At 30.4% G+C, this 12,899-nt stretch carries 11 protein-coding genes; 4 read left to right on the forward strand and 7 right to left on the reverse strand.

The features are described from left to right. Nucleotides 1-148: 148 nt before the first annotated feature. The 4 genes from BM289_RS11350 to BM289_RS11370 all read right to left on the reverse strand — a co-directional run bounded on the left by BM289_RS11350 (nucleotide 149) and on the right by BM289_RS11370 (nucleotide 3,216). Complete coding sequence (locus BM289_RS11350) at nucleotides 149-1,105, reverse strand: DUF3137 domain-containing protein (RefSeq protein ID WP_091493267.1); 957 nt, start codon at nucleotides 1,103-1,105, stop codon at nucleotides 149-151. Continuing rightward, nucleotides 1,105-1,659: a LemA family protein gene (locus BM289_RS11355; protein WP_091493268.1), complete on the reverse strand. Its 555-nt coding sequence runs from the start codon at nucleotides 1,657-1,659 to the stop codon at nucleotides 1,105-1,107. The genes BM289_RS11350 and BM289_RS11355 overlap by 1 nt, the downstream gene beginning before the upstream one ends. Before the next feature lie 366 nt (nucleotides 1,660-2,025). Beyond that, a complete protein-coding gene (locus BM289_RS11365) occupies nucleotides 2,026-2,370 on the reverse strand; it encodes a hypothetical protein (protein ID WP_091493270.1) in 345 nt (114 codons plus the stop codon). A 372-nt stretch (nucleotides 2,371-2,742) separates the two neighbouring features. Beyond that, nucleotides 2,743-3,216: a hypothetical protein gene (locus BM289_RS11370; RefSeq protein ID WP_143102070.1), complete on the reverse strand. Its 474-nt coding sequence runs from the start codon at nucleotides 3,214-3,216 to the stop codon at nucleotides 2,743-2,745. Nucleotides 3,217-3,783: 567 nt separating this feature from the next. Between BM289_RS11370 and BM289_RS11375 the strand changes: the two genes are divergently transcribed. Beyond that, nucleotides 3,784-4,332, forward strand: coding sequence for a type 1 glutamine amidotransferase domain-containing protein (locus BM289_RS11375; protein ID WP_091493273.1), 549 nt, complete (start codon nucleotides 3,784-3,786; stop codon nucleotides 4,330-4,332). Nucleotides 4,333-4,554: 222 nt separating this feature from the next. Here the strand turns inward: BM289_RS11375 and BM289_RS11380 are convergent, their stop codons facing one another. After that, nucleotides 4,555-4,971, reverse strand: a complete 417-nt coding sequence (locus tag BM289_RS11380; RefSeq protein WP_091493274.1) for a hypothetical protein — start codon at nucleotides 4,969-4,971, stop codon at nucleotides 4,555-4,557. 276 nt (nucleotides 4,972-5,247) lie between these two features. On the opposite strand from BM289_RS11380, the gene BM289_RS11385 reads away from it, so the two are divergent. Next, the gene (locus BM289_RS11385; protein WP_091493276.1) at nucleotides 5,248-5,481 is read left to right on the forward strand and encodes a hypothetical protein; all 234 of its coding nucleotides are present in this window, start codon (nucleotides 5,248-5,250) and stop codon (nucleotides 5,479-5,481) included. 293 nt (nucleotides 5,482-5,774) lie between these two features. Here BM289_RS11385 and BM289_RS11390 read toward each other — a convergent pair whose 3' ends face one another. Beyond that, the gene (locus BM289_RS11390) at nucleotides 5,775-6,068 is read right to left on the reverse strand and encodes a GIY-YIG nuclease family protein (RefSeq protein WP_091493415.1); all 294 of its coding nucleotides are present in this window, start codon (nucleotides 6,066-6,068) and stop codon (nucleotides 5,775-5,777) included. An 833-nt stretch (nucleotides 6,069-6,901) separates the two neighbouring features. Here BM289_RS11390 and BM289_RS11395 point away from each other — a divergent pair. Together BM289_RS11395 and BM289_RS11400 are read left to right on the forward strand one after the other, a co-directional pair. After that, nucleotides 6,902-7,672, forward strand: coding sequence for a hypothetical protein (locus tag BM289_RS11395; protein WP_091493277.1), 771 nt, complete (start codon nucleotides 6,902-6,904; stop codon nucleotides 7,670-7,672). A 4-nt stretch (nucleotides 7,673-7,676) separates the two neighbouring features. Further along, entirely contained in the window at nucleotides 7,677-10,310 is a 2,634-nt protein-coding gene (locus BM289_RS11400) for a hypothetical protein (protein ID WP_091493279.1), read from the forward strand. A gap of 758 nt (nucleotides 10,311-11,068) precedes the next feature. Here the strand turns inward: BM289_RS11400 and BM289_RS11410 are convergent. After that, complete coding sequence (locus BM289_RS11410) at nucleotides 11,069-12,898, reverse strand: ATP-dependent helicase (RefSeq protein WP_091493280.1); 1,830 nt, start codon at nucleotides 12,896-12,898, stop codon at nucleotides 11,069-11,071. Nucleotide 12,899: the final 1 nt, after the last annotated feature.

Consider the following 12,899-nt stretch of genomic DNA (forward strand, 5'->3'; position numbering starts at 1 on the left):
GAAAGTAAGCAAGCTGATTTTATTTAGAATAACTTTCATAAATCTGTAATATAGAATTATAAATCATATCTCGTATTTACAGGTTTTCCAATAAATAATGAGTTTGTAAACTGCTATGAAGAATAATATGTAAATTAAATCCAATAGTTTATTCCTTTCCCCAAATTCGAGTATTCAAATCCAATTCTTGAACAATATCCTGCATAAAACGTACAATCGAAAGATCATCGCTGAGTAAATTGGGATCTAAAAGCGACGAATGAATAGGAGGTTCAAAATAATTGTGAGACAGCGGAAAAGCGATATACATTTTTGAATGTATAAAAGAAATCGAAATCGTTTCATCCGATTTTTGGTTTAAGTCCAGAATTCTCTCCATCATGGCTGGTGTTAAGATATATCTGGCTTCAATTTGATTTCTGGAATAGGTTACAAATTTGCTGTCAAATTCAGGATTCTCTAATTGAATCAAATCGGAATTTCCAAAACTAAAAACGTTTTTAGAAAACCATGAACCAATAGAATCTCCAAAGCTTTTTGGGCGAACAACAGTCGAAACATTAAAGTTCTTGTTAAAGTCAGCCACAAAAATTATCCCTTCAAAAATGGTATGCCATTCTGTACGCGTTCCGTTTTTGGTTCGGGTTTCGGTTTTGTATTCGGCATGCACTTCAGAGAACCAGAAAGCCGTTTTGTCAGCCGTACCTTCTACTAAATCCTGTGTTTTGTAACGATCTGGTCTGGTCGTAAAAAGTTCGGAACTGACAAACTCATAATGCGGTAATCCGCTTTGAGGTGTAATCTTTAGTGTTTCGTTAATTTCTTTTAATGCAGATCCAACCACATTGTTTTTATAAGCAGCTTTGTAGGCATTGGCATCGTCTCCAATTTGGTAATACATCACAATTCCAATAATAGCAGGAACAAGAGCGCCAAAAATGGCCAATGCTGGAAACCGAATCAAGAAACCAATAATTAAAATGAGACCCGCAAGACCAAATAAAATATAAGCGGTCTTGTAGGTTTCGGCTATTTTTTTTCGGTCGATTTCCAATGTGTTTAAAACCTCTTGTAAAGGTTTTACACTCGTATTTTCAGAATCCATTAATTATTGAAAAGCTCTTTTGCGCTAATGTTTTTACGTTCTTCTGCTGGCGTTTCCAAAACATCTATTTGGGTATAATTGAGCATTCCGGCAAACATATTTCCTGGAAACATCATAATGGCATTGTTATAACTGGTTACAGCAGCGTTGTAAGTTCTTCTTGCAGCTGCAATTTGTTCTTCACTTTCTGTCCAAGTCGATTGCAGGTTTAAAAAGTTGGTGTTGGCTTTTAAGTCTGGATAATTTTCAACTGTTACCATCAAACCTTTTACGGCTGTGCTTAATTGCGTGTCTAAACTGGCTTTTTCAGTATCAGTTAGAGAACCAGAATTCGCTTGTGCACGAAGTTCTACAATTTTAGTTAAAGTACTTTGTTCATAATTGGTGTATTGTTTAACCACTTCAACAAGATTCGGAATCAAATCAAAACGTTTCTTCAGCATCACATCAATTGCCGAAAAAGCATTGGTTACCTGATTCCTTTTTCCGATAAGCGAATTATAAATTAATACGCCAACAAAGATGAATACAATAAGTATTATAACAATAAACATAACTTGAAAATATTAATTGGTTAGGAAGCAAATATATAGAAAAGGAAATAAGTTAGGGGCTTTTTTTTGTAGGAAAATGGGAAATAGAGAATAGAGAATAGAGAATAGAGAATAGAGAATAGAGAATAGAGAATAGAGAATAGAGAATAGAGAATAGAGAATAGAGAATAGAGAATAGAGAATAGAGAATGGAGGATTTAGAATGGAGGATTTAGAATGGAGGATTTAGAATGGAGGATTTAGAATAGAAAATATAGAAAATAGAGAATGGAGGATTTAGAATGAAGGATTTGGAATGGAGAATAGAAACCTTGTAGTCGCAATAACTATCGGGACTATTTATTTAGCGATAAAGCGCTATTTGTTTTAGGCAATGTCGTGCTGATGTTTATCAAAATAGTTGGTTGCCATTTCTACTATTGCCTCTTTTGTGGTAAAACTGTATTGCACGCCATGATCGAGTGTGTACGATTCTCCAAGTTCAGGATGCTGTTCTTTCCCGTCTGCATGAAACGAATCGGTAACGTTTACCCAGAGATTACGATCTTGATCTTTAAAAGAATAGAGGTCAGAATCAGATACAATGAAGATTGTTCCATTGTCATTATCCAGTATAGATGTGTATTTACTGCTGGTGTAAGTGCCTAAAATACTAATGTTGGAATTGTATTTTTTAGACAACAAGTCTGTGATTTTTTTTGTTAGTGGCATAACATGTGGATTTTTTTTGTCTTTGAAACTGTAAATTTAAAATTACGAAATTTATCGTTTTAGCCACTAAAAGTTTTTTTTGTATTAAAATAAGTTTTTTTTTCGAATAATTATAAGTGGATTTTGTGTTGTAAGGTGTTGCTATTTAGTTGTTTTTTTGAGAAAAAAAAGACAGCAACTAATTAAAGTGCTGTCTTCCTGTAAGTAAATTGTAATTTTTGCATTTTAAAACCAAATCAAAATTTTAAAACGCGGCATTCAGATTGAATGCGTACAGTTTAGGTAATTACTAAATAAAGCGAAACGCAGGTTATTTCGTTTCTAAATGCTTTGCTTTAGTGTCTTTACTGATAACAATTTAACAGTGTATTTTTAATTGAAAGAAACATAAGTGTCGGTTTTGTCAAACATTCGGACTTTAAACTTATGAAGGTTCAAATTGATTTTTGTTTTTTTATCACGATCTTCATAGAAAAGCAGTTTTTGATTGACGATTTTAATTCCATAGTTAGAATCAATAAATTTTTCGAAATAGATTACCGCTTTTTCCAGAACTTCCTCTTTGGTGGTAAAAGTATAAGTAATGCCATCTTTTCTAGTATATTCTTGTCCTACTCTCGGGTAAAATTTCTTGTCATTATAAATAAATGACTTTGGTGTAGTAGTCCATAAATTCTCATTTGAATCCTTGAATATATATACAGAATCATACGAAACAGAAAACATGGTCCCGTTCTTAGTGTCCAATATAGATTTAAATCTGCCGTCCAGATTGTTGCTCAGAATCGTAATGCGTGATTTGTATTTTTTGGATAGTAGTTCAATCACTTTTTGTATCGTCTGCATGCTAAATTATTTTAATTGCCATATTTATTTACGAGTTGTGTAAAATTATGGTTTAAAGGATTGATACAATGGCTCTTAAAAGTTATAAAAACACTATAAAAAGTTTAAATTTAAGAAGTTAGGTTTTTAGTTGCAAAGTGAGAAAGTTGCAAAGCTACAGAGCTTTTTTTACTTTGAGATTTAATATTTGAGTGTCATCCTGAGCGGAGTCGAAGGCTTTTTAAAATTTGAGGTTCTATAAAGACAGGTATTAAATGTAGAAAATATATTTCAATACTACGGATCTTTTTGATATGGGATGCTGTAATAACTGGAATAAAATCCAGCCCTAGAATATTAATCGAGCCTATGGCTCTTTAAAGTCAGTTCTTTAGATTTTAGGGTATAAAATAGCAAACCAAATCAACACGAATCTTACATAATTTCAGTTTAATTTTTAATAAAAAACTCAATTTCAATTAATTAACTTTTATTAAAGAAAGCTTTAACAGCGTGTATTTCCGTCGGCTTTTTGAAATAAGTAATTTTAGGTAAATCAAATTAATAACGTTTTAAAAAATTAAAATCATGAAAAAGAATATAGCCATATTAGCCACAAACGGTTTTGAAGAATCAGAATTAGCATCTCCTAAAGCCTATCTGGAAGAGCAGGGCTGGAATGCAGATATCGTCAGTTTGAAATCTGGAACTATCAAAGCTTGGAAAGACGGAAATTGGAGCAACGAATATAATGTTGATGTCGTATTAGATCAGGCAAATGAAGCCGATTACGATGCATTGGTCCTGCCTGGAGGAGTAATTAATCCTGATTTATTAAGAAGAGAAGAAGCGGCAGTAGATTTTGTACGTTCCTTTTTTGAAAGTAAAAAACCGGTAGCTGCTATTTGTCATGGACCTCAAATTTTGGTCGATGCCGATGTTTTAGAAGGTCGAAAAGTAACTTCATTCTTCTCTGTTAAAAACGATTTGAAGAATGCCGGAGCACAATGGGAAGACTCGGAAGTTGTCGTAGACAACGGATTAGTGACGAGCCGAAACCCAAATGATTTACCCGCTTTTAATAAAAAAATGGTGGAAGAAATTAAAGAGGGAATACATGAACGTCAGAGAGCGTAATTAGATAATTCTATTTAGATTATCAAATTATAGAAAAATGCAAGATCAATTTTGTTCTTGCATTTTTTTTGTTGTCGTTTGAATTTTGTAAATTATAAATCAAAAATTCCGCTAGGAATGAAAAATATTGTAGCAATGGATTTCAATCCGTTGAATGAAAGTCGATTTAGTATTGAAGTTCCGTAGGAACGATGCATTTTTTATCTCGCCAAAAGTTGAATATTAATCAAAATATTCAATTAATTCTTTATCCTCTATGACAATATGGTCTGTAATATGAAAGACTTCCTTAATCCAAGGATGTTCCAAGGCCTCTTTTCTGTCAAGTATTTTTCCAAGAAGGGGATGATTCCATGGTGATTCTTCTTTATCAATTAAGCCTATTTGGTATTCGTCATTTTCACTGAGCCAGATTCTAAATGGAAACGAAAACCTATTTTTAGGTTCGTCGTCTATTCCCCAGTCTCCAATACTGATTATTCCAACTGCAAATTTATGATCGTGTCCTTTTGTGAATTTTAAATAATAAATTGTGAATGCATCTTCATCCTTATACACAAATCGAGTTAATTTGGTAGTTTTGTTGTTACAACAGTCACAAACTTCAATGTTTGGTTCTTCGAATTCTATTCGTATCATTTAAAATATTTAATAGCTTTTTCAAATGTATAATTTTCGATTGTGATTTAATACATTTGGTTGAGTTTGTTCTTTTAAAAGTATCAGATATTTTATTGAAAGAAAAATCTTTCTTTAAAAAAAAGTTTTCTTACATTTGGAGTTCTTAAATCTTCACATTAAGACAACATAAAATTTGCCCTTGTGCTATGTAGTAAAGCTCCGAAAGGACTTTGACGCCGTGAAGAAGCGTAAGACTGCTAAGGCATGAGGGTTTTTTCTTAAATTCTTCACTTTATGAAAACAAAGACCCTTTCCCAAGAAGCCGAAACAAGGCTGATTGATTTTTTTAATCATATTATAGATCCCGAAGATATGGCTAAAACCTTAAGACTAGCCAATTTTTCAATTGCGTTGGGTGTTATGAATGAATACGAATACTTCCAAAATGAAATTATCAAATTAAGCGACTGCTATTTTTGGATTAATGAACTGGCGGAGATTTTGAATCCTTATTTGAGTGAGGAGTAAAGCTTGTTAAAATGGAAAAACCTCGATTTTTTTAAGATCGAGGTTTTTTGTTTTTCTGTTATTGTAAGTTTAAAAAATGCAGATGTGCGAGCGTCCTGTTTATGAATGTTTCATTGCGCACAGTTTGTCATTTCGACTGAAAGGAGAAATCACACACGTATATCGCCAAAGATTGACGACATGCTTTGCGGAGTTTCTAGTGTGATTTCTCCCTCTGGTCGAAATGACAATTACAGATGCAACAAAAATTATGAGATACATTTAAGCTTCTATTCAAAATGATAATTTAGAAATTAAAAAGTTTCATTAAAATTCTTTATTAATTCAATTTTTTTATCTCTTCGCCATTTTTTCAATTCTTTTTCTCGTGTAATTGCTTCCTGTATCCAAGTAAATTTTTCATAGTAAACTAAGAACTGAATATTATATTTTGCTACAAAACTACTGATGTTTAAATCTATGTTTTCTTTATGTTTTGCAAGTCTTTTTCTTAAGTTATTAGTAACACCAATATAAAAAGAAGAGCGATGTTCATTTGTTATGATGTAAACGTAGTAACTGTGATAGCCAATTTGAGTATTTAGCATTTTATTTTTTTTGTAAGAATATACATATTTTATGTAATTTGTCATTTCGACCGAAGGGAAAAATCACACACGTATATCGGCAAAGATTGGCGACATACTTTGTGGAGTTTCTAGTGTGATTTACTTCGTCTGTTCGCTATCGCTCGAGTCTCCTTACGTCGAAATGACAAACTGCGCCTTATACTGTAAACTCAAGTAAATTACATTTTAGCTCTCGGCGTAATGCGACAACACGAAACCCTCCAAATAGGACTAACCAATTTTGAAGACAATTATTATTGGCTCAATGAATTGGCGGAGATTTTGAATCCTTATTTGAGTGAGGGGTAGGGTTATAGAATGGAAAAACCTAGATTTTTTAGGATCGAGGTTTTTTGTTTTTAGAAATCTATGTGTTCCTTGCTTTGTGGGCGCGGATTTCAAATTCTTACTATCATTAGGTTTCTCCAAGCACTATTCGTTTCGGTTGTAGATATTATTTACCAGATGTTAGTTTTAGTTTTTATAAAATGTTTCTTGACCTACTTACTTTAGACTTTGCCTAATGTGTTGCGTAAGTAAAATGTAACTAAAACACTAAAAATCAGGTATAAATACTTATGTCAGATTGATTCATTTCTTATAATTTTGATTACATATTCAATCCCGCTGTTCGTTGCAATCTTGTATTGTCTACAATCTCAAATTATTAGTTAAGATTTCATTTTTTTAAGATATAGTGTTAAAAATTGTTGTTTTTTTGAATTTATTTCTGTTTACATCAACTAAATAATAGCTATTTATAATTCCAATATTGGAAAAGTTATTTATTACTAACCTTAATTAATCAATTTATGAGTAAAAGTTACCTGTATCTTAATGTATTTTTTCTATCGTTATTTGTTTTTTTTAGTTCTTGTCAAAATGATACGTATTTAGAGCCTGAATTAACACCAAAAAAATACTCTTACACTATTCCCAATAGAATAAGCTTTGATTTTTCTCAACAATCAATAAACAGTCGCTCTATTATTCCTTATAATAATAGTTTGGTTTTAAAGAATATAGGTGACTCCGATATTTCAGGAGAATTTATTGTTCTAGCATTCAATAAAAATGAAAAAAACTATCATAATCTCTCCTTTATTGAGAGAGGTGATATTTTAAGTTTAAGCAAAAATGAAAGCCAGGCCGAAATTCAAATGGAACAGACAAACCTGTTGTTTTCAGACAATAATGTTGTAGCATCGATTTTAAATTTTAATGATGCTATTTCTGACCACAAACTAAACGGATTTTATAAAGGGGAACTAAATATTTACAACGATGATAATGAATTTTTTAAAAGCCTTACTTGTACAGGATATATAGATTATCAGGGAAAATTTATGTTTTTTGTTGAAGAAAATGATGAGGATAATATAGTGGTTTTACAAGGAAATATTAACACAGGAAATATGATTTCTGGTAAAATTCTGAAAAGAGATGGCACCAATCTATCGCCAATAGTAAATATTACCAGTGACCTTTTAAATTTAAATGGAACAAACTTATCTGGTAAAGTATCATTTACTGAAGAAAGTAATGAGCGCATACTACAATTTAATCTAACTCACCAAAACTGATTTTATGAAACTAAAACTACATTTTCTTTTTCTCTTTACAGTATTAGGCTTACATGCCCAAAAACAAATACAGCCCTATAATTATTCTGTTACAGATCCAGATAATGATAAAACAGAAACGATTATGATTTATGCAGCTGCCAGTTCAGTAAATAACTTAACATTTACATTAAAAAACGCTAAAGATGAGGTCTTGATTAACAACGACGATAAAGAAATAAGTTTCCAGGTGTTCCCTTTTACCGAAGTCTCTTTTGGAAAACATCTTACTGATGCAATTAATAGTATTAAACCGAAAGAGAATGATGCTGAAAATACCTATGAAATTATAAAAAAGCGTATCACGAATTTAAGTGATAACCCCACCTCTCAAAAACAGAAAATTGCAGTTCAGGATGTCAGAAACATTTATCAATTTTTTAACGCATTAGTTATTACTGCTTTTGTGTATGATACAGAGCCTGTCGCAGGTGTTTTGAAGTATACATTAAACACTACAATTGCAAAAAAGAATATAGAAGGGCAAAATGCTGATTTATATTTTCTTAAGAGTGCAAAACATTTAAGAAAACATATTATTTATGATGCAGATGCAAATTGTAAGAAAGAACCATTTAAATTAATTGAAAAAGTATGTGAAGATCCTAAGTCTCTTCAATTATTTAAGGATTTTTATGAAAATACGAAAGGACCTAATACCTATAAAGCAAAAGTAAAGTTCAAACATTATGCAGAAAAAAAATTAAAAGAACTTTATAATGTTTATGAATTAGAAGGATTAATTAAGGGAGAAATATTTAGTGATTATGTATTAAATAAGACACAATTAATCAAGTTAAATAAAGAACTTGATCTCCTTAAAGCATCAAAAACAGATATAGAAAATTTGATAAAAGCTCTTAAACAAACTTTAGAAAGTGATGAATTAAAACTTAAGGAATTAAAGGAATTTAAAGATAATTTGATTCTTTCTAGATCTGAAGAAAAGGAAAATAGTACTTTAATTGCACAAATTGAGCAAAAAATCGATTTGTATAATAAAAATTTAAAAACAGAAGAAAGTAAAACAACTGATTCCATTAAAATAAATAAAATAAAACAAGAGTTGGCCTTATTAGAGGGTGATTTAGTTAGTTATAAACTAGAAAAAAAAAATATTGAAAATCGTATCAATACTTTGATAAATGATCAAAAAAGTAAAAGTTTAATTGATATTGCCAAATTTGATAAAAATATTACCGAAAAAAAGAATGAAATAGCTTCTTTAAATCTAGTTAAAAGTAAAGAGGAAGAGAAAATAAAAGGACAAAATGCATTAATTAAGATAAAGCAGAATGAAATTGATTACTGCATTTCTTTAGAAAAAGATGAAATGAAAAAATTTCCTTTGTGGAATTTTGAGATAGAGTCTATTGAAGTAGATATCAATGATGGTTTTATTGAACATATGACAGCATTAGGAAAAGTAAAGCTTCCGGTTATCGATGAAAGCCTTATTAGAAAGGTTTGTCAAATTCCAGAAGGAACTGAATCCACACTAAAAGAAATGCTAGAAAATTTCTATAATGAACGTATGGTGAAGGAAATTTTCAACAATATTATAGGTAAAGAATTAAAATTTGAAAATGAATTTCCAATAGGGTTTAGCTCAAAGTCAGATTTTGCAGATTTACATAAATATAACTTATACGCTTTTGAAGGGGCTGAAAAAATATTCTCTTTGCCTGTAACGAATGTTATAACACTATATGTTCAAAGACATCAAAATGACCGTTTAGACTTTAGTCCCAAAGATCAAGTGGTAAGTTTACCATCTGACGATTTTGCCAGAAGCAATGCAGTTGAATTGAAAAAGGAAACCTCATCAAAAATATTAAGCCTTAATATCTATAGTGATTTTTTAGGCCTGAAGGAAGGAAATCCGAATGGATTGCTACAATTTGAAGTTGAAAAAAATATTCCACTTTGGACAAAAAGAATGGTTTTGGGGGTTGGAAGAAGTTCTAATTTAGGTCTCGTTAATTATATCAATTTTAATCTAACCTGGGCTAAAATAGGTGATGAAAACAGGCAATTACAGGTCAAATATGCAGATCGTTATGTGAATAATGAGTATCGTCCAGATAGATATGTCACTTTTTTAGACATGATTAAGTATGAAAACACTTCCGTAGGTGCTGACTTGAATATAGCTTCCTTCGATTTTCCATTACTCAAAGCACGTATTGAGTTGAATGCGGGTATACATTATGGAAGAGTAAATGTAGTAGATACATTGGCAACCGATGTAACCAAGCGATTTGATAAAAACGTTAATTTGATAAGAGCATATCCAGATTTTATTTTAAGAATTAGACCCGAAGAACGTTTTGGTGCTTATTTGAGATTCAGACCTTTTAAGACCATTGTACCTAATAATGAAGAGTTTTATACTGTAAGTTCAGAAAATGATTTTGTGAACGAGCAAAAGCTTACATCAAAATGGTTACATCGTTTTGAACTGGGGACTTACTATGCACCTTCGCCAAAAGGGGATAATAAGTTTTTCTTTAGGTATCGTTATACAAATACATCTGATTGGGAAACCAATGGATATGGTGAATTTCAAGTGGGGTATTTAGTGTATCTCAAGTTTTAATAGATTGTCTTTAGAACATTTTAAATCTTTTGATCCGGTTCTTATCTAGACTTTCAAACAGGCTGATTGTTTTTTTTAACCATAGCATCGCTCCCGAAGATAGGACTAAAATACTAAGACAAGTAAACTGCATTTTAGCTCTCGGCGTAATGCGACAACACGAAACCCTCTAAATTGGACTAACTAATTTTGAAGACAATTATTATTGGCTCAATGAATTGGCGGAGATTTTGAATCCTTATTTGAGTAGGGAGTAGAGTTTGTGAAATGGAAAAACCTCGATCTTAAAAAAATCGAGGTTTTTTGTTTTTAGAAATCTATGTATTCCTTACTTTGCGGACACGGATTGCAAATCTGCGTTATCGTTGTGGAGATATATCTACGCGATTGGGATAAGTCCACTTTGTCATTTCGACCGAAGGTAGAAATCACACGCGTATATCGACAAAGATTGGTGACATACTTTGCGGAGTTTCTATTGTGATTTACTTCGTCTGTTCGCTATCGCTCGAGTCTCCTTACGTCGAAATGACAAACTGCGCCTTATACTGTGAACTCAAGTAAATTGCATTTTAGCTCTCGGCGTAATGCGACAACACGAAACCCTCCAAATTGGACTAACCAATTTTGAAGACAATTATTATTGGCTCAATGAATTGGCGGAGATTTTGAATCCTTATTTGAGTAGGGAGTAGAGTTTGTAAAATGAAAAAACCTCGATTTTTTTAAGATCGAGGTTTTTTGTTTAGAATAAAAACTTACTTATTGAAAATTTTTAAGAATCTAGAAATTGATCTCATTTTTGCATCTCCCCAAGGCATAATTCTTATTGAAGGATATGAAATAAATAAGAACCTTTTAGCACGAGTGAATGCGACATATAAATTGTTTTTTTCTTGTAATAAATCTTCTTCACCATTCTGTATTGCTAAATAATAAGGAAATGTTCCATCATCTAAGCCTATTAAAAAGACAATTTCAGATTCTTGTCCTTTCATTGTATGGACTGTGCTTAAACAAATGCCTTCTTGTTTCGAGTCTTTTTTTAAAATACCTAATGAGATTGTATTTTTAAATCCTATAAGATTAGGCTTTATATTATTGTATGAATATTCTATCCATAAATTTTTGAGTTCTTCTACTTCGTTATATATTTCGAGTTTCTCATCATCGCTAAAAAAAGTAAAATCTTTTATTTCTTCTATAACTTTATTTAATGATTTTTTAAAATTATCTTCATTAAGATTTTGAATTATCTTTTGAATTACTAAAAAGTATGGATATTTGGATTTTGTTATTAATACTTCATCTTCAAAATCTTCAATTTTTAATAATTTTTTTAATCTTTTTGCATGCAATTTATCTGATGGATTAATTTTTATTCTAAAATAATTATCAAATAATTTCATAAAAGTAGTCTGAAATTTAATTCCAATGTTTCCAGATTTAAAATAGTATGGAATATTGTTTTTCTGTAGTTCGTCTTCAATGTACTTAAAAACAAATTTATTACGACCTAAAATTGCTATTGAATTATAATCAATTAAACCTTCAATATCATTGTGTTCTTTTAAATTAATGAGATTTTTAATATTTTCTACAACAAAATTCCCTTCATCTTTTTCATTTTTAGCTTTATAAATTTCGAATTTACCTTCAATTACGTAGTTTACCGCTTCTACTTTAAGATTCATTAATTTATTCGCTGCATCGATAACTTTTTTCGAGCATCTATAATTTTCTTCTAAATTAATTTTCTTTGCGTTAAAATCTTCAATAAAAAATGTTCTCATGTATTTTGGAGTTGATCCATTAAAGCCATATATAGATTGATTGGGATCTCCAACTATCATTACATTTTTAATTTGATTTCCACAAAGAGATTTTAGTAAATAATATTGTGCTTTATTTAAATCTTGTCCCTCATCTATAAAAATATGATTATAGGATTTAGAATATAAATTTTGAACAGCTTCATTGTTTGCAAAAAGTTTATAAACTAAAAGTATTAGATCATCAAAATCTACTGCATTATTTGATTTTAAAATATCTTGATATTCATTATATAGGAATAGAAAATGTTCATCACCTTCATCTGTAATCAAATCCTCTGGTTCTGCTAGTTCACGTTTAACTGAAGAAATAAATGATAAGACTTTTGATTTATAAATTGGTTTTTCTTTTGAATCTAAATTATTGTAGAATTCTGTAAAAGCTGGAATTGATTTAAGCGCTTCTTCTACAATTTCTATTCTGTCATTTTCATCTTCAAATATTTGAGGCATTCTAGGAAAACCTAATAATTTAAATCTTGCTTCTAAAATTGTTTGACAAAATGAATGAAAAGTTCCAATAAAAATATTTTTGTTTTTATGTTTATCTAAATCTATTCTTTCTTTTAATTCTTCGCTTGCTTTATTTGTAAATGTAATTGCTAAAATTTTAGATGAATTATTTTCTAAAAGTTTTTTTACTCTTTCAGTCAGTACTCTCGTCTTTCCACTTCCAGCACTAGCTTCAATTAAAAAAGATCCTGTATTTAAATCTACAATTTCTGATTGCTTTTGTGATAAATTAATTTTATTCATT

This window comes from Flavobacterium phragmitis (assembly GCF_900112575.1).
GTDB lineage: Bacteria > Bacteroidota > Bacteroidia > Flavobacteriales > Flavobacteriaceae > Flavobacterium > Flavobacterium phragmitis.

What these genes read in the sequence shown, in the direction of transcription:
- BM289_RS11380 (WP_091493274.1), bottom strand. Translation starts at nt 4,971, where the DNA reads ATGATACGAATAGAATTCGAAGAACCAAACATTGAAGTTTGTGACTGT.
- BM289_RS11410 (WP_091493280.1), bottom strand. Translation starts at nt 12,898, where the DNA reads ATGAATAAAATTAATTTATCACAAAAGCAATCAGAAATTGTAGATTTA.
- BM289_RS11400 (WP_091493279.1), top strand. Translation starts at nt 7,677, where the DNA reads ATGAAACTAAAACTACATTTTCTTTTTCTCTTTACAGTATTAGGCTTA.
- BM289_RS11390 (WP_091493415.1), bottom strand. Translation starts at nt 6,068, where the DNA reads ATGCTAAATACTCAAATTGGCTATCACAGTTACTACGTTTACATCATA.
- BM289_RS11375 (WP_091493273.1), top strand. Translation starts at nt 3,784, where the DNA reads ATGAAAAAGAATATAGCCATATTAGCCACAAACGGTTTTGAAGAATCA.
- BM289_RS11355 (WP_091493268.1), bottom strand. Translation starts at nt 1,659, where the DNA reads ATGTTTATTGTTATAATACTTATTGTATTCATCTTTGTTGGCGTATTA.
- BM289_RS11365 (WP_091493270.1), bottom strand. Translation starts at nt 2,370, where the DNA reads ATGCCACTAACAAAAAAAATCACAGACTTGTTGTCTAAAAAATACAAT.
- BM289_RS11350 (WP_091493267.1), bottom strand. Translation starts at nt 1,105, where the DNA reads ATGGATTCTGAAAATACGAGTGTAAAACCTTTACAAGAGGTTTTAAAC.
- BM289_RS11395 (WP_091493277.1), top strand. Translation starts at nt 6,902, where the DNA reads ATGAGTAAAAGTTACCTGTATCTTAATGTATTTTTTCTATCGTTATTT.
- BM289_RS11385 (WP_091493276.1), top strand. Translation starts at nt 5,248, where the DNA reads ATGAAAACAAAGACCCTTTCCCAAGAAGCCGAAACAAGGCTGATTGAT.
- BM289_RS11370 (WP_143102070.1), bottom strand. Translation starts at nt 3,216, where the DNA reads ATGCAGACGATACAAAAAGTGATTGAACTACTATCCAAAAAATACAAA.